Here is a 17,321-nt window from a genome sequence, read left to right as displayed (position 1 = left end):
CAAATGTGGGAGGGGGCTTGCTCCCGATAGCGGTGTGTCAGCCCTACATAAGCTGACTGACACCCTGCTATCGGGAGCAAGCCCCCTCCCACATTGGTCTTCCATAAGCCGCAGATACTGGCGCAAAGCTAGCATTTGCTGAGTTCCGCAAATCATTCCTTTGGCTGATTTGGTTGAAACATAAGCCCTCTACAGTGCAGGTCTTCAAGTCAAGACCGTGCAGTCATTAAAGGGATTCGTATGTTGCAGACCCGTGTTATCCCGCCCGCCGAAGGTGCGTACCAATACCCGCTGCTGATCAAGCGCCTGTTGATGTCCGGGACTCGCTACGAGAAGACCCGGGAAATCATCTACCGCGACAAGCTGCGCTACACCTACCCGACGCTGATCGAGCGCGTTGCGCGCCTGGCCAATGTGCTGACCGAAGCCGGGGTCAAGGCCGGTGACACCGTGGCCGTAATGGACTGGGACAGCCACCGTTACCTGGAGTGCATGTTTGCTATCCCTATGATCGGCGCGGTGATCCACACCATCAACGTGCGCCTGTCGCCGGAACAGATTCTCTACACCATGAACCACGCCGAAGACCGCTTCGTGCTGGTCAACAGTGAGTTCGTAAGTCTCTATCAGGCGATTGCCGGGCAGCTCACCACCGTCGACAAGACCCTGTTGATTACCGATGGTGACACCCACACCGCCGAACTACCCAACCTGGTCGGTGAGTACGAAACCCTGCTGGCCGCCGCCAGCCCCCAGTACGACTTCCAGGACTTCGACGAAAACTCCGTCGCCACCACCTTCTACACCACCGGCACCACCGGTAACCCCAAAGGGGTGTATTTCACCCATCGCCAATTGGTGCTGCACACCATTGGCGTGGCGACCATCATGGGCAGCGTCGACAGCGTGCGTCTGTTGGGCACCAACGATGTGTACATGCCGATCACTCCGATGTTCCACGTACACGCCTGGGGCCTGCCCTATGTGGCGACCATGCTCGGCTTGAAGCAGGTCTACCCCGGGCGTTATGACCCCGAATACCTGGTGCAGCTGTGGCGCAAGGAGAAGGTCACGTTCTCCCATTGCGTGCCGACCATCCTGCAAATGGTGCTCAACGCCAAGGCTGCCCAGGGCGTGGATTTTGGTGGGTGGAAAATCGTCATTGGCGGCAGCGCGCTCAACCGCTCGCTGTACGAAGCCGCCAAGGCCCGCGGCATTCAATTGACCGCCGCGTATGGCATGTCCGAGACCGGGCCGCTGGTGTCGTGCGCGCACCTCAATGAAGAGCTGATGGCCGGCAGCGAAGACGAACGCACCACCTATCGCATCAAGGCCGGTGTGCCTGGGCCGCTGGTGGAGGCGGCAATCATGGACACCGACGGCAATTTTCTCCCCGCCGACGGCGAAACCCAGGGCGAACTGGTGCTGCGCGCGCCCTGGCTGACCGAGGGTTATTACAACGAACCGCAAAAGGGCGCCGAGCTGTGGGCCGGCGGCTGGATGCACACCGGCGACGTTGCCACACTGGACGCGTTTGGTGTGATCGATATCCGTGATCGCATCAAGGATGTGATCAAGACCGGTGGGGAATGGATCTCGTCCCTGGCCCTCGAAGACCTGGTCAGCCGCCACCCGGCGGTACGCGAGGTAGCGGTGGTGGGCATCGCCGATCCGCAATGGGGCGAGCGCCCCTTTGCCTTGCTGGTGGTGCATGAGGGCCAAGTGATTGGGGCGCGGGAGCTCAAGGAGCACCTCAAGCCTTACGTTGAACTGGGGCATTTGAGCAAGTGGGCGATTCCGAGCCAGATCGCCGTTGTTACTGAAATTCCCAAGACCAGCGTAGGTAAGCTCGACAAAAAACGTATCCGTATCGACATCATCGAATGGCAGGCCAACAACAGCACCTTCCTGTCTACGCTTTGACGCCCCTCGCCGCGCCCTTTTGGGCGCGGCGCTGCTCTATCTCAAGCCTCTACTTGTGATTTGCCGAATTTCAGCCATCCTTCCCGCGTCGACCTTCGTCGGCGTGGCGAAAGGGTTGTGGCAGACAGGTTGGTGATGCAAATCACACTTTAGAGGGATCAAGCACTACCCCCCCTCTGGCTATAGTCCCTTTCAGAGTTTTTCGCGGATGTTGCGCGTCGAGCCAGGGAGGCTCGGTTGCGGTTCGGCATTGGAATCGTTGTATCCCGGCCGTTACATCTGAAGAAAGGGCTCACTGCCATAACAATAAAATATGCACATGGAGTAGCGTCGATGACCCAAGTAAACCAGTTCTGGCGCCGGGCAAGACTGCCCCTGGCCGTCAGTCTCGCTTCTACGCTCGCCGGGCCTGCATTCGGCGTCAGTTTCAACATCGGTGAAATCGAAGGGAGCTTTGACTCCTCGCTTTCGGTGGGTGCGAGCTGGTCTACGGCCAAGCCCAATCGTGATCTGATCGGCGCCAACAATGGCGGCAAGGGCCTGTCCCAGACTTCCGATGACGGTCACCTGAACTTCAAGCGCGGCGAGACGTTCTCGAAGATCTTCAAGGGTATTCATGACCTGGAACTGAAGTACGGCGACACCGGCGTCTTTGTGCGCGGCAAGTACTGGTACGACTTTGAACTCAAGGACGAGAGCCGTCAGTTCAAGGACATCAGCGACAACAACCGCAAGGAAGGCGCCAAGTCTTCTGGCGGTCAGATTCTCGATGCGTTCGTCTACCACAACTACTCGATTGCCGATGCGCCGGGTTCCGTGCGTTTTGGTAAGCAGGTCGTGAGCTGGGGCGAAAGTACCTTCATCGGCGGCGGCATCAACTCCATCAACCCGATCGACGTGTCGGCGTTTCGTCGCCCGGGGGCCGAGATCAAGGAAGGCCTGATTCCGGTCAACATGTTCTACGTGTCCCAGACGCTCACCGACAATCTGTCGGCCGAAGCGTTCTATCAACTGGAATGGGACCAGACTGTCACTGATAACTGCGGCACTTTCTTCTCCCAGCCAGACGTGATCTCCGATGGTTGCAGCAATAACCTGCGGGTGTTGAACAAGCGCTCGACCATTCCCGCTGCGGCACTGCCGACCCTGGGTGCCCTGGGCGTGGACGTGAACAGCGAAGGCGTGCTGGTGCGCCGTGGGCCGGACCGTGATGCGCGTGACAGCGGCCAGTTCGGTGTGGCCATGCATTACAACTTCGAACCGCTGGACACCGAGTTCGGCGCCTACTTCATGAACTACCACAGCCGTGCGCCGATCTTTAGTGCGCAGGGTGCACCGTCTGCGGCCTACACCCGTCCACTGGGCCCGCTGGGGGCACTGCGTCCACTGATCGTGGCGGGCAGTTCGAACTACTTCGTCGAGTACCCGGAGGATATTCGTCTCTACGGCTTGAGCTTCTCCACCACGCTGCCTACCGGCACCGCCTGGAGTGGTGAATTGAGCTATCGGCCGAATGCGCCGGTGCAGTTGAGTACCACCGACATTCTGTTTGCCGGTGTCACGCCGATCCCTGGCTTTGGCAATGCTTCGGTGCTCAAGGGCTCGCCGGGCCAAGACCTGCATGGCTACAACCGCAAGGAAGTCACCCAGTTCCAGACCACCTTTACACACTTCTTCGACCAGGTGATGGGCGCCAGTCGCCTGACCACGGTCGGTGAAATCGGTGTGACCCATGTGGGTGGCCTGGAAAGCAAGTCCCAGGCTCGCTATGGTCGCGATCCGGTGTTCGGCCCAGGCACGCTGCCAGGTGGGTTCTGCAACGCGCTGAACAACTCCACCGCCAACGGCGCCGGGCTGCCCAACGCTGCCGGCCTGAACACCAACTGCAACAACGACGGCTACACCACTGCAACGTCCTGGGGCTACCGTGCCCGTGCCATCTGGGAATACCCGGACGTGTTCGCTGGCGTGAACCTCAAGCCCAACGTGGCCTGGTCCCATGACGTCAAAGGTTACTCGCCAGGTCCCGGCGGCAACTTTGAAGAGGGTCGCAAGGCGGTCAGCCTTGGCCTGGATGCCGAATACCAGAACACCTACACCGCGAGCCTGGCGTACACCAACTTCTTTGGTGGCAAGTTCAGCACCGTGGATGATCGCGACTTTGTCGCCTTGAGCTTCGGCGCCAACTTCTAAGCACACTCTTTTCAAGTGGCATGTATTCAGGAAGACCAGAGTATGAAAATAACTAAAAGTCTGTTGCACGTCGGTGTGCTTGGGCTGTCGATCCTGGCGAGCAACGTCATGGCGGCGGTCTCGGCGGATGAAGCTGCCAAGCTCGGTACTACCCTGACCCCGATGGGCGCCGAGATGGCGGGCAACGCGGCCGGCACCATCCCCAAATGGTCACCCTTGCCAACCAACGCCGGCGCCGTGGATTCCCGTGGCTTCCTGGCCAACCCATATGCCAGCGAACAACCGCAATTCACCATCACCGCGCAGAACGTCGAGCAGTACAAAGACAAACTGGCTCCAGGGCAGTACGCGATGTTCAAGCGTTACCCGGACAGCTTCAAGATGCCGGTCTACCCGACTCATCGCGGTGCCACGGTGCCGGCTGACGTGTTCGCTGCCATCAAGAAAAACGCCACCACTACCAACCTGGTGTCCGGCGGCAACGGTCTGGAAAACTTCGAGACCGCCGTGCCGTTCCCGATTCCCAAAACCGGCGTTGAAGTCATCTGGAACCACATCACCCGTTATCGCGGCGGCAGCGTAACCCGTCTGGTCACCCAGGCCACGCCGCAAACCAACGGTTCCTACAGCCTGGTGTACTTCCGCGATCAGTTTGTGTTCCGCGACAAGATGAAGGATTTCGATCCGAAAAACCCGGGCAACATCCTGTTCTACTTCAAGCAGCAAGTCACCGCGCCAGCGCGTCTGGCCGGTGGTGTACTGCTGGTGCACGAAACCCTGGACCAGGTGAAGGAACCGCGTTCGGCGTGGGTCTACAACGCCGGCCAGCGCCGTGTGCGCCGGGCCCCGCAAGTGTCCTATGACGGGCCGGGTACTGCTGCCGATGGCCTGCGCACCTCCGACAACCTCGACATGTACAACGGTGCGCCGGATCGCTACGACTGGAAGCTGGAAGGCAAGAAAGAAATCTACATCGCCTCCAACAGCTACAAGATCGACGATCCGAAGCTCAAGTACGCCGACATCATCAAGGCCGGCCACATCAACCAGGACCTGGCGCGCTACGAGCTGCGCCGCGTCTGGCACGTGGTCGCCACCTTGAAGGAAGGCCAGCGCCACATCTACGCCAAGCGTGACTTCTTCATCGACGAAGACACCTGGCAAGCGGCGGTGATCGACCACTACGACGGCCGTGGCCAACTGTGGCGCGTTGCCGAAGCCCATGCCGAGAACTACTACGACAAGCAAGTGCCGTGGTACGCCCTGGAAACCCTGTACGACCTGCAGTCCGGCCGCTACCTCGCCCTGGGCATGAAGAACGAAGAGAAACAGGCTTATGACTTCGGCTTCACCGCCACCACCAGCGACTTCACCCCAGCGGCCCTGCGCCAGGACGGTGTTCGCTAACCCACACTAATGCACCCCTGTGGGAGGGGGCTTGCCCCGATGGCGGTCTGACAGTCGATTAAAATTCTGACTGATCCACTGCCATCGGGAGCAAGCCCCCTCCCACTTTTTGTGTGTGCTGTTTGTAGGGATATTTCTTGTCGCAGTTCTTTTTCAGCCAATTGTTGCAAAGATCTACAATCCCGCCGCTTTTACCGCTAGTCTGCGGACATCTGCAATGCCGACAACAGCCTTCTACAAGAGCCCGGCGATGACTGATCTGTCCCGAATCCAAGGGCCTGCCAGTGTGGTGATGCCAACCCTGGAAGGCCGCTTCTACAGGCCCCCATTGCCTGACGGCTACGTGCTGCGCCCGCGCCTGTGCCAACGGTTGAACGCGGGCCTGGACGGGCGATTGTTGCTGGTCTGCGCACCGGCGGGGTTCGGCAAGAGTTCGTTGGCGGTGGAGTTCTGCCAGGGCCTGCCGGCCCACTGGCAAAGTCTGTGGCTGGGCCTGAGCCCACGGGACAATGACCCCGGCCGCTTCCTGGAGCGATTGCTCGACGGCTTGCAGCACTATTTTCCGCAGTTGGGCGCCCAATCCCTGGGTTTGCTGAAAATGCGTCAGCGTCATCAACCCTTTGCCTTTGAAGAATGGCTGGACGGCCTGCTCGATGAGCTGGCGGAGCATCTGTCCACGCGCTCGCCGCTATTGCTGGTGCTGGATGACTACCACCTGGCCCAGGGCCCGGTGCTGGATCGTTGCCTGCAATTTTTCCTCAATCATTTGCCCGACGGTCTGTTGGTACTGGTCACCAGCCGGCAGCGTCCGGACTGGCACCTGGCGCGCCTGCGTTTGTCGCGGCATCTGCTGGAGCTGCATGAACAAGACCTGCGCCTGACTCACGACGAATCCCTGGCCGTGCTGGATGGGCACAGCGGCGCGTTAGGCGGCGAAGCGTTGGAAAACCTGATCCGCCGCAGCGAGGGATGGGTCGCCGGCCTGCGCTTCTGGCTGTTGGCGGCGTCCGAAGCCGGTGGCAATGAGGGGGCCTTACCCCAAAGCCTTCACGGTGGCGAAGGGCTGATTCGTGATTACCTGCTTGAAGAAGTCATCGACTGCCTGCCTGTCGACGTGCAAGCGTTCCTGTACGACACTGCTCCCCAGGAGCGTTTTTGCAGCGAGTTGTGCGACGCGGTCCGCGAAGCCCATGACAGCGCCGAAATCCTGAATTATTTGCAGGCCCATCAGGTTTTCCTGGTGCCGCTGGATGAACAGGGCCACTGGTACCGCTATCACCATTTGTTTTCCGACCTGCTGCGTCCCCGCCGCGAGAAGAGCACCACATTGCCGCCGGCCAGCTTGCACTTGCGCGCCTGCCGCTGGTTCAACGCCCAGGGTTTGATCGACGAGGCAGTAGAGCAGGCGCTGCGGGCCGGCCATCTGGACGTGGCGGCGAACCTGGTCCAGAACCTGTCCGAAGAGCAACTGTTGGCAGAGCAGAATGTTGGCATGTTGTTGCGCTGGAAGATGGACTTGCCCGACAGCCTGCTGATCAGCACGCCGCGCTTGATCGTGCTCTACAGCTGGGCATTGGGCCTGGCGTGCCAATTGGACGCGGCCCAGGAGCTTTCCAGCTACCTCAGTCGCTTCCTGCCGGCACCCTCGGCGACCGCGCAAAGGTCCATGTTGGCCCAATGGCTGGCGTTGAGCGGGATCATCGCCCGTGGGCGCGGGGATCGCGAATTGACCCTGCGCTATTGCAACGAGGCACTGGAGAGCCTGCCGCAAAAGCGCTACGGCCAGCGCCTGATGTGCCTGTCGACCCTGTCCAACCTGGCAATTGTCGATGCCGACCTGTGGCGCGCCCGCGGTTTGAACCGCGAATCCCTGGAGCTGGCGCAGCGCGTCGGTAATCCGTTGTTTGAAGCCTTGGCCCATTACGACCGGGCGCGGGTGTTGCAGTCACGCGGCGAAATCCTGCGCTCCCTGGACGAAGTGCGCCAGGGCCTGGAACGCTTGCACGGCCTGGCGCCCCAGCGCCTGTATGCGGTGCGTGCGCGGTTGTCGCTCTACGAAGGTTACCTGCTGCTGGCGCGTTACCAGCCCGAAGCCGGCCTTGTGCGTTTGCGCGCCGGCCTGGCCGAAGCCCGTGCCTGCCGGGATATCAGTGTGCTGATCGGGCATTGCGTGATCGCCAACTTTGAAGGGCGGCGCGGCCAGTTTTCCAATGCCTTTGCCGAGCTGGCCGAGGCCGAGCGCTTGATGCACATCTGGGACGTACCGCCGATCTATTACCTGGCGATGATTACGTTGATCAAATGCGAGCTATGGCTGGCCCAGGGTCGTACCGAGCTGGCGGACGCCTGGCTGACCAGGCTGGGGCAGACCTACAACGGCGAGCACGCCGCTGCCGCGCCGGAGTTCCACCCACACCTGCCACAACATATCGAACTGCAACAAGCCGCGCTCGATGCCATACGCCATCAGCCCGACACCGCGTTGCAATGTCTGGAAGCATTGGCGCAACAGTCCCAGAACAGTGGGCGACAGATGATTGCCTTGATGGCGCTGACCCAGCAGGTGCAGCTTCTGTTGGCGGGCGGCCAGGAGGCCAAGGCCGGACAGGTATTGGCCCGTGCACTTGAAGCCGGCTCGGGCGGCGCGTTGCAGCCGTTCCAGCGGTTGCTGGAGGGCTACCCGGACTGGATGCGTGAGCAGTTGGGCAAAGATCCCCATGGTCTGCTGAACCAGAGCTTGCTGGCGCTGCTGCCCCAAGTCAGCGTGGTCCAGGCCCCAGCTCGTCAAGAAACCCTGAGTACGCGAGAGCTGGCGGTGCTGCGACTGATTGCCCAAGGCTGTTCAAACCAGGAAATCAGCAACCAGCTGTTTATTTCCTTGCACACCGTCAAGACCCACGCCAGCCATATCAACAGCAAGCTCGGCGTGGAGCGCCGAACCCAGGCAGTGGCGCGAGCCAAGGCCATGGGCTTGCTGGTCTGAGCCCAGCGCAGTTTATGGCGTGGCAGGGCAGCCTTTGAGTGACGTGCCGATGGTTTGATTGATCAGTGCCGCGAACCGCTTGAGGTTGTTCTGATGCGCCACCACCAGATCGTCGATGCCTGGCCCCGCGGGTGACTGCAAGGTGCTGCGACAAGTCAGGGCTGGGCGGTCGCCATTGATCTGGCGCAGGCGCCAGCGCACGTCGAGCAGCGCGTACTGCCCGGGGACCGAGTCAAAGCGTTGCACTTCAAGGCGCAGGGCCACAGCGTGGCGTGGATCGCTATTGGCCAATTGATCCACCAACGCGCTCCTGAGTTCGTCAGCGAGGCTGGCGGCCCACCACTGGGTTTCAAGAATCGCCAACCCACTGTCACCCTGGCGCACCACTATCTGCGCGCGGTCGACCTGGGGCGGCACGCTGAGGCTTTCAATCCGTACACCACCGGCATCTGCGCGTGAGCTGTTGCTCGCATGTGCCGGGGTCAGGGTGTGGAAGGCGATGGGGTCACTGCGACAGGCCGCGAGCAACAGCATCGTGGTCAGCAGTGTGATCTTCAACGGCGACGTCATGGCGGCTCCAATGGTCATTTGCGGGGTGGCCCTTGCAGGTCGTTCGGCGCGGCGTTATCAGGACGACCGCGAATCAGCGACTCCGGATGCCGGCCCAGGTAATCGGACAGCTCGCGCAAGGAGCGCGACATGCGTGCCAGTTCATCCAGGGTCTGGGTCAGTTGTTCACGCTGGGGTGAGTCTTCTGCCAGGGTTGAGCTGGCCGATTGCAGGGTCTTGCTCACGTCGGCCAGTGTCGTCTGCACACCCGGCAGTGTCTTGGCGTTGAATTGCGCCAGGCCCTTGCGCAGTTCGACCAGGCTGGCGTCGAGGTTGCCGGCAATCCGCTCGACCGGCAGTTGGCTGAGCTTGTTGACGATACCTTCGAACTTCTCCTGCAGTTGTTCCAGGTTGCCCGGGATGGTGGGAATGCCCACGGGGCGCTGGTTCGGATCGAACGCCACTTTCTCGGCCTTGGGGTAGAAGTCCAGGGCGATGTACAACTGGCCGGTCAGCAGGTTACCGCTGCGGGCCTGGGCGCGCAGGCCGTTTTCAATGAAGCTGCCGATCAGGCGCACGCCGGCCGCTTCATCGTCAGGGTTGTTGTTCATGGCCTTGAGCAGCTTGGTATGGGCCGCGCCGAGCAGTTGCGGGTAGATCACGATGCCGACATTGACCGGGAAGCTGCGTTTCTTCGCATCGAAATCCAGATTGATCGACACCACCTTGCCGAACTCGACGCCGAGGAACTCCACCGGTGCGTCGACTTTCAGCCCACGCAGGGCCTGATCAAAGCGCAGGACCATGTATTGCCCCTTGCCATTGGGCGGGGCGAGGGCGCTTTGCTGGTCTTCGAACAATTCAAAGCCGCGATTTTCCTCGGCCGGCTTGTCGTTGGGGTTGTAGGGTGGGGCCTGGAAGGAGATCCCGCCCATCAGCATGGACGACACCGATTCGGTCTTCAGCGCAAAGCCATTGGCACCGACGCTCAGATCGACACCGCTGGCATTCCAGAACCGCGTGTTCTCGGTGACATACCCATCATTGGGCGCGTGTATGAAGACTTCGACGTCCACGCCCTTGCCTTCGCTGTCCAACTCATAAGCCACCACCTGGCCTACCGGGATTTTGCGGTAATAGACCGGCGAGCCGATGTCCAGGGAGCCCAGCGTCTGCGTGTGCAGGGTGAAACGCTTGCCAGGCTCGCCATAGGTGATGGGGGGCGGGTTTTCCAGGCCGGTGAAATGTTTGGCGCGGGTTTCGGACTGGCCGATATCCGCGCCGATGTAGTCGCCGGACAGCAGTGTGTCGATACCGGATACGCCGCCTGCGCCGATACGTGGGCGCACCACCCAGAATTTAGAGTCCTCGCGGGTGAAGCTTTCGGCCTGTTTGGATAGCTCGATGGTGGCGTTGACACTTTTCTGGTCACCACTCAAGGCCACGGCGGTCACTTGGCCGATCACCACGTTGCGGTATTTGACCTCGGTCTTGTTGGCGACCAGCCCGCTGCCGGTCTTGAAGTTGAGGACGATGGTCGGCCCTTGTTGCATGACGCTGTGAATCACCAGCGAGATCCCCACCAGCACGGCGACAATCGGCACGATCCAGACCAGCGAGACACTGAAGCGACGCGTCTTGATCGCGGGTTGCCCCGCAGGGGTGTCAGCCTTGGATGCGCTCATCCGAGGTCTCCTCGTTATGTGGGTTTTCCCAGATTAGCCGGGGATCAAAACTCATGGCCGCGAGCATGGTAAATACCACCACCAAGCCAAAAAACAGAATGCCCAGGCGCGGTTCGATCGTGCCCAGGGCTTGAAACTTAACCAGCGCGGCCACCAGTGCGACCACGATGACGTCCAGCATCGACCAATAGCCGATCAGCTCGATAAACCGAAACAGCTTTGAGCGTTCCTTGCGCGCCCACTGGCTGTTGCGCTGCACGGTGATCAGCAGCAACCCCAGTGACAAGAACTTGATGCCCGGCACGGCAATGCTGGCGATGAAAATGATCAGGGCAATGTCCCAGGCGCCATGCTGCCAGAACTCCAGCACGCCGCTCATGATGGTGCTGTCTGCGCCGGAGCCGAGCATGGTGGTGTTCATCACCGGCAGCAAATTGGCCGGTATGTAAAAGGCGAGGGCGGTGAGCATGTAGGCCCAGGTGCGTGTCAGCGATTGAGTTTTGCGCCGGTGCAAGGGCGCGCCGCAGCGCTCGCATTCAGTGGGCTCCAGGCGCATGTCGCAGGCCTGGCCGCAGGTATGGCACAGGCACAGGTTGAGCTCGCGGGCGGTGGGCGGTGAATTCATACGGTGTCCCACAGGTCGCGGACATCGCGCCCGGCAATGCGGATCAGCAACAGGCTAAGGGCGGCCAGGGCAAACAGGCCGGTACCGGGGATCACATCCAGCATCCCCGCCAGTTTGAACACGGCAACCATGGCGCCCAGCAGGCAGACTTCCAGCATACTCCAGGGCCTGAGCGCTTCCAGCCAGCGCATGCACAGTTTGAACGCCGGCGAACGCTGGCCGGCCAAGGCAAAACTCAAAACCCAGATCAGCAAGACCAGCTGAAACACCGGCGCGATGATGATGGAGATCGCCGCCACCAACGCAATGAACGTGATCGGCCCCAGGCTCAGCGCCACCACCGAATCCCACAGCGTCGCACCGTTTTTCAAGCCCTGCAGGCTGATGCTCATCACCGGATAAAAGTTGGCAAAGGTCCACAGCACTGCTGCGGTCACCGTCAGCGCGAGGCGTTGTTGCACCGACAGGCCGTTATAGCGCTGCAGCACACCCGAGCACCGCACACACAGGGCTTTTTGATGTTTGGCGAGCGTGACCTTTTCGTACACGCAGTCGCAGTGCTCGCAGATGATCTGTTGATTCGCCATGGGTGTTGCTCCAAATGCGACTGACTGCAGCGGGGGATGGCGCTTGTGTAGCTTAGCAGCGGATACACCGCCGAATCGATCCCTTCCAGAGTGGGGGCAACCTCCACCATACTGCACTTGGAACGCGCCAGAGAGCTTGCAGGACACTCATGACTACCGAAAAACCACCACTGATTCGCGAAACCTTCCCCGTCGGCCCGTTGCAGTGCAACTGCACCATCATTGGCGACCCGATCACTAAAAAAGCCATCGTAGTCGACCCCGGCGGCAATCACGAATTGATCCTGGCGCGTCTTGATGCGTTGGGTCTGAAGGTGGTGAGCATTATCCACACCCATGCTCACCTGGATCACTTCCTGGCCTCTGGTCAATTGAAAGAAAAAACCGGAGCCACGCTGCACCTGCACAAAGATGATCAATTTCTATGGGACAACCTGGAAATGCAATGCCAGATGTTTCGCGTGCCCTATGTGCCAGTGCCGTCGCCGGATCGCTGGCTGGAACACGATGAAGAATTGGCCTGTGGATGCGGTGTTGCCTTGCACACCCCTGGGCATACGCCGGGTTCGATGAGCTTCTGGTTTGCCGATGCCAAGCTGCTGATTGCCGGTGACACCTTGTTCCGGCGCGGCGTTGGGCGCACGGATTTGTGGGGCGGCGACCAGGCGACGATCGTGCGGTCGATCAAGCAGCGCTTATACACGCTGGATGAGCGCGCGACAGTGGTGACAGGGCATGGGCCGGATACGTTGCTGGGCGATGAGATGCGAGAGAACCCTTTCGTGCGTGCGTGATGGGTTGTCGGCTCTGATACAAGTCGGTACAGACACGCAGGCACAGGCTCGAGCCAAAGACAGCTATGCTTTGCGTACCCACGGAATTTTTGCCGCTTGTCGCGTTCCAAACTCGGCACAGGTCCATTGCCAATGTCCTCTGCATCACAGAATGCAAAAGTAGGAGCTCCCTTCATGTTTACTCCGCGTCGTCTGCTTGTTGTCGCTACCGCCGTAGCCCTGTTGTCTGGCTGTGCCTCGCCTAATCCTTATGACGGCAGCCAGGGACAGGCCGGCAATGGTTCTGAAAGCGGTATGAGCAAGACCGCCAAGTACGGCGGCCTCGGCGCGCTGGCCGGTGCATTGGCCGGTGCTGCCATCGACCATAACAACCGTGGCAAGGGCGCGCTGATTGGCGCCGTCGTTGCAGGTGCCGGTGCTGCCGGCTATGGCTACTACGCCGACCAGCAGGAGAAAAAACTGCGTGAAAGCATGGCCAACACCGGTGTGGAAGTGCAGCGCCAGGGTGACCAGATCAAGCTGATCATGCCGGGCAACATCACCTTCGCCACCAACTCCGATGCGATCTCCAGCAGCTTCTACCAGCCGCTGAACAACCTGGCCAACTCCCTCAAGCAGTTCAACCAGAACACCATTCAGATCGTCGGCTACACCGACAGCACCGGCAGCCGCCAGTTGAACATGGACCTGTCCCAGCGCCGTGCGCAGAGCGTGGCCAACTACCTGACCTCCCAAGGTGTCAACGGTGCCAACCTGAGCGCACGCGGTGCCGGCCCGGATAACCCGATTGCCAGCAACGCCGACGTAAATGGCCGCGCCCAGAACCGTCGTGTCGAGGTCAACCTCGGCCCGATCCCTGGCCAGCAATACGGCCAGCCTGGTCAGCAGCAGGCGCCACAGCAGAACAACCAGTTCCAAGGCAATCCGTACCAGCAATACCAGTAAACGCTAGGCACTAAAAAGGGCGCCGTGCAGTCAATGCACGGCGCCCTTTTTTGTGGCTGTGTGTCTACATCAGTCGATGTATTCGAACACCTTCACGATCTTCTGTACGCCCGACACGCCCTGCACCAGGTTCGCCGCGCGGGTCGCTTCGGCCTGGGTCAGCAGGCCCATCATGTAGACGATGCCATTATCGGTAACGATCTTGATGCGCGAGCCCGGCACCGCGCTGTCGGTGAGCATCTGCGCCTTGATCTTGGTGGTCAGCAGCGCATCGTTGCTGATGGCCAGCAGGGTGATCGGGTCCATGACCTGCAATTCGTTGTGGACCTTCTTGACTCGTTGCACGCCCGCAGCGGCTTGTTCAGCCTGGGCCTTGAGGTCGGCGCGCGGGGTTTGCCCTGCCAGCAGGACGACGCCGTTGAAGCTGGTCACCACGATGCGCGAGGCGCCGTTGCCCAGGTCTGTGGCGGCCTTGGCGACATTGACCTTGACCTTGGTTTCGATCAGCGAATCATCGATGGTGCTGCCGAAAGTACGTGTGCCACGGTCGTCCTGGATGGGGGTGTCCCGTGTAGCGGTGATTGCCGAGCTGCAGCCGCTGATGGCGAGGCACAGCGTAATGGCCAAAAGGCTGAGGCGGTTAACGGTCATTCTTCACTCCCGAACAGTTGGCTGTCGATCAGATCGCACAGGCAGTGGATCGCCAGCAGGTGGACTTCCTGAATGCGTGCAGTGACATTGGCCGGGACGCGAATCTCCACGTCCTCAGGCAGCAGCAGCGAAGCCATGCCGCCACCATCCCGACCGGTCAAGGCTACGACAATCATTTCACGATCATGTGCGGCCTGGATCGCTTGAATAATATTCGCCGAGTTGCCGCTGGTGGAAATCGCCAGCAACACATCGCCCGGCTGGCCGAGGGCGCGGATCTGCTTGGAGAAGATTTCGTTGTAGCTGTAGTCGTTGGCAATCGAAGTGATTGTCGACGAGTCGGTGGTCAAGGCAATGGCCGGCAGGCTCGGGCGCTCGCGCTCGAAGCGGTTGAGCAGCTCGGAAGAGAAATGCTGGGCATCGCCAGCCGAACCACCGTTGCCGCACGAAAGCATTTTGCCTTCGTTGAGCAAGGCGTTGACCATGACCTGACTGGCTTGCTCGATGTGCGGTGCAAGTACGTCCATCGCCTGTTGCTTGGTGTCGATGCTGGCCTGGAAAAGCTGGCGAATTCGGGATTGCATGTCCATCTGTGTGACCTTAAGTAGCGCGGCTGTTTGGCACAGGTAATGTGCAGCCCGCAATGCAAAGAGCAAAAGTGTGTGGTGAAGGTGCCGGGTGCGTCAGCTGTCGAAGGCATCTTTGAGCCAGTTCAGATCAGCAGGACCCGACGGTGTGCTTTCTATGGCGACCACATCGAAACGGCAGGGGCTGTCAGCCCAGCGATGCTCTTTTAGCAGAAAAAACTGCGCGGCGAGTATCAGTTTCTGACGCTTGCGCCCGTCGATACTGGCGAGCGCGCCACCCCATTGTGCGTGTTTTCTGTAGCGGACTTCGACGAATACTACTGTATCGCCGTCAAGCATGACCAGATCAAGCTCGCCGCGTTTACATAACCAGTTCTGCGCCAGAAGGCGCAGACCCTGTTGTTGCAGATATTTCAGCGCTTGAAGTTCGGCATCCTTGCCGCTTTGTGCGTTGGACCGCTCAGGCATCAGCGTGGGGTATCGGGCAGGCGCTGAATGGCGCCGCCGACGAACTTCGCCCATGGCATCTGGCGGTCAACGCGCTGGTTGGCGCTGATGCCCAGGTTGCCCGAGAGACCGTCGACACGGGTGTCCGGCAACGCCTTGAGTTGGCCAAGGCGCGGTGCCAGGCGGTAGGCGTCGACGCCCATCGCGTACAGGCGGCCCAGGCTGCCATTGGCTTGCGGCCATTGCGCGGCGACCTGGTTGCGCAGCGGGTCGGTGGTGTCAAGCAGCCAAGGGGTTTCGCAGAACATCACGTTGGTCATGTCCAGGTACTGGTTGCGGTCGCCGCTGGCACTGAAGACATGGGACGTGGCGTAGACCGGCACATCGCCGGCGTACTGGAAGTTCAGGGTCGGCTTGATCTGCTGGGCCAGTTGCGGGGTGACCGCCAGGAAGATGAACTCGATGTCCTGGCGACGCGAAGGCTGGGCGGCAACGTCGGTGCCGACCGTGCTTTGCAGGCTCTTGGCGCGACCTTCACTTTTACGCAACTGGAACAGGTCGGCGATCTGCTGGGCCAGTGCCACTGGCTGATCGACATACTCGACGCCCATCACAGTGCCGCCATTGGCTTCCCAATCCTGGCGGAAGGCTTTGTAGACACGCTCGCCCCATTCGCCACGCGGCACCATGGCTGCAGCGCGATGCAGGCCATCGGCACGGGCGCGGCGCGACACTTCACGGGCTTCGTCTTCAGCGGCCAGGCCGAACTGGAACAGTTGCGCCGGGCCTTGGTCGGTCTCGCTGTAATTGAGTGCCAGGGTGGTGATCGGCAATTGCGGGCGTGCACTGAGTTGTTTCACCAGTGGTTTTTCCAGCGGGCCGACCACCAGTTGCACGCCGGCGGCCTGGGCCTTGGCGTAGAAGTCATCGAGGGAGCTCAGGCGCGAGCTGTCGTAGAACTCGATGACCGGCGCCTTCTGCCCGGCCTGTTCGGCCTGGTAGTGAGCCGCCATGAAACCCTCTCGCAATGCCTTGCCGACCGAAGCCAATGGGCCTTCCTGCGGGAGCAGCACGGCGATCTTGTTCAGGGGCTGGCTGGCCAGTTCCTTGAGCCTGGTCAGCGGCGTGGGCAGTTGCACCGCTGCCGGGTGGCCCGGGTTCTGTGCGCGCCAGGTATCGATAGCAGCCTGTTGTTGCTCCAGGGTGCCGGCGCCCTTGACCGCCTGGGCCAGGGTCACCCAGCCATCGAGTGTCGGGTTGCCGGTGGCTTGCAACTGTTCGGCCGGCAGCGCGGCAATCAGCACCCAGATGGCTTCGTGGTTGCTTGCAGCGGCATCGCCGGTCAGCAGCGGCGCCATGGCGACCCGCTCGCGAGCGGCGGCCAGGGTCTGGCCGTCGGCTTCGTAAGCGCGGGCGTGCACGGTACCGGTGCGGATCTGCTGGTCTGCCGGCAGCTCCTTCAGGCTTTGCAGGCTGGGATGGTTCAGCGCCGCCAATGCCGCCTTGGGCTGGTTGCGAGTCATCGCCAGTTCGGCGGCCAGGGTGCTGGCAAATATCTGCGCGGCGGGTTTGAGGACGTCCAGGGGCACCTGCGCAAGGATCTGCGACGAGCGGCCGGCATTGTTCTGCTGATAGGCCAGGTCTGCCGCACTCAGGCGCAGCATGGCGGCCTTTTCTGGCGTGTTGGCGTTCGTTGCCTGTTCGAGCAGTTGCTCGATACTGGCATCCGGAGTCCGTGGCAGGTCGCCAAGGCTGGACGAGGGCGAGCTGGCACACGCGGCCAGCAAGGCAGCGAGGCAGAGGGCGGAGAGCAGCCGCAGGCAAGCGATCATGTAAGTGTTCCTGATACCGATCAAATTAGCGTGGAAGTGTACCCAAGCACTGGCCCAGGCGCGATGTTAGTGGCGTGAAACCGTGGATTTAGGTCGTGTAAATGTTGCGATTG

General features: G+C 60.9%; 14 protein-coding genes. 6 read left to right on the top strand and 8 right to left on the bottom strand.

Translation table 11 applies throughout. The features are described 5' to 3' along the window. Window positions 1-240: 240 nt before the first annotated feature. From E4P00_RS13985 to E4P00_RS13970, 4 genes are all read left to right on the top strand, one after another. Window positions 241-1,923: a fatty acid--CoA ligase gene (locus tag E4P00_RS13985; protein WP_248131798.1), complete on the top strand. Its 1,683-nt coding sequence runs from the start codon at window positions 241-243 to the stop codon at window positions 1,921-1,923. Window positions 1,924-2,256: 333 nt separating this feature from the next. Beyond that, window positions 2,257-4,116, top strand: coding sequence for a DUF1302 domain-containing protein (locus E4P00_RS13980; RefSeq protein ID WP_032877744.1), 1,860 nt, complete (start codon window positions 2,257-2,259; stop codon window positions 4,114-4,116). A 42-nt stretch (window positions 4,117-4,158) separates the two neighbouring features. Further along, a complete protein-coding gene (locus E4P00_RS13975) occupies window positions 4,159-5,523 on the top strand; it encodes a DUF1329 domain-containing protein (RefSeq protein ID WP_032877742.1) in 1,365 nt (454 codons plus the stop codon). A 250-nt stretch (window positions 5,524-5,773) separates the two neighbouring features. Beyond that, window positions 5,774-8,506, top strand: coding sequence for a LuxR C-terminal-related transcriptional regulator (locus tag E4P00_RS13970; RefSeq protein ID WP_248131795.1), 2,733 nt, complete (start codon window positions 5,774-5,776; stop codon window positions 8,504-8,506). Between the two features lie 12 nt (window positions 8,507-8,518). Here E4P00_RS13970 and E4P00_RS13965 read toward each other — a convergent pair whose 3' ends face one another. Genes E4P00_RS13965 through E4P00_RS13950 form a run of 4 tightly spaced genes read right to left on the bottom strand, consistent with a single transcriptional unit; the run spans window position 8,519 to window position 11,952 of the window. Continuing rightward, window positions 8,519-9,076 (bottom strand): PqiC family protein, encoded by a 558-nt coding sequence (locus tag E4P00_RS13965; RefSeq protein WP_078820305.1) that lies wholly within the window; start codon window positions 9,074-9,076, stop codon window positions 8,519-8,521. Window positions 9,077-9,090: 14 nt separating this feature from the next. Further along, complete coding sequence (locus tag E4P00_RS13960; RefSeq protein WP_248131792.1) at window positions 9,091-10,740, bottom strand: MlaD family protein; 1,650 nt, start codon at window positions 10,738-10,740, stop codon at window positions 9,091-9,093. Then, complete coding sequence (locus E4P00_RS13955; protein WP_032877734.1) at window positions 10,721-11,365, bottom strand: paraquat-inducible protein A; 645 nt, start codon at window positions 11,363-11,365, stop codon at window positions 10,721-10,723. Before E4P00_RS13955 ends, E4P00_RS13960 begins: the two co-directional genes overlap by 20 nt. After that, on the bottom strand, window positions 11,362-11,952 hold the full coding sequence (locus tag E4P00_RS13950; protein ID WP_248131790.1) for a paraquat-inducible protein A: 591 nt from the start codon (window positions 11,950-11,952) through the stop codon (window positions 11,362-11,364). The genes E4P00_RS13955 and E4P00_RS13950 overlap by 4 nt, the downstream gene beginning before the upstream one ends. Before the next feature lie 149 nt (window positions 11,953-12,101). Here E4P00_RS13950 and E4P00_RS13945 point away from each other — a divergent pair, with 149 nt between their 5' ends. Beyond that, a complete protein-coding gene (locus E4P00_RS13945) occupies window positions 12,102-12,746 on the top strand; it encodes an MBL fold metallo-hydrolase (protein ID WP_148853467.1) in 645 nt (214 codons plus the stop codon). Between the two features lie 174 nt (window positions 12,747-12,920). Further along, on the top strand, window positions 12,921-13,691 hold the full coding sequence (locus E4P00_RS13940) for an OmpA family protein (RefSeq protein ID WP_005784920.1): 771 nt from the start codon (window positions 12,921-12,923) through the stop codon (window positions 13,689-13,691). Window positions 13,692-13,760: 69 nt separating this feature from the next. On the opposite strand, the gene E4P00_RS13935 is transcribed toward E4P00_RS13940, so the two are convergent. The 4 genes from E4P00_RS13935 to E4P00_RS13920 all read right to left on the bottom strand — a co-directional run bounded on the left by E4P00_RS13935 (window position 13,761) and on the right by E4P00_RS13920 (window position 17,208). Further along, complete coding sequence (locus E4P00_RS13935) at window positions 13,761-14,342, bottom strand: BON domain-containing protein (protein ID WP_005784922.1); 582 nt, start codon at window positions 14,340-14,342, stop codon at window positions 13,761-13,763. Beyond that, the gene (locus E4P00_RS13930; protein ID WP_007904374.1) at window positions 14,339-14,932 is read right to left on the bottom strand and encodes a phosphoheptose isomerase; all 594 of its coding nucleotides are present in this window, start codon (window positions 14,930-14,932) and stop codon (window positions 14,339-14,341) included. The genes E4P00_RS13935 and E4P00_RS13930 overlap by 4 nt, the downstream gene beginning before the upstream one ends. 93 nt (window positions 14,933-15,025) lie before the next feature. Beyond that, window positions 15,026-15,397 carry a YraN family protein gene (locus tag E4P00_RS13925; RefSeq protein ID WP_078820308.1) on the bottom strand — a complete coding sequence of 124 codons (372 nt, stop codon included), beginning with the start codon at window positions 15,395-15,397 and terminating at the stop codon, window positions 15,026-15,028. Then, window positions 15,397-17,208 (bottom strand): penicillin-binding protein activator, encoded by a 1,812-nt coding sequence (locus E4P00_RS13920; RefSeq protein WP_078820309.1) that lies wholly within the window; start codon window positions 17,206-17,208, stop codon window positions 15,397-15,399. Before E4P00_RS13920 ends, E4P00_RS13925 begins: the two co-directional genes overlap by 1 nt. Window positions 17,209-17,321 lie beyond the last annotated feature (113 nt).

The organism is Pseudomonas sp. B329 (genome assembly GCF_023127835.1).
GTDB lineage: Bacteria > Pseudomonadota > Gammaproteobacteria > Pseudomonadales > Pseudomonadaceae > Aquipseudomonas > Aquipseudomonas synxantha_A.
This window is presented reverse-complemented; position numbering and strand designations above follow the sequence as displayed.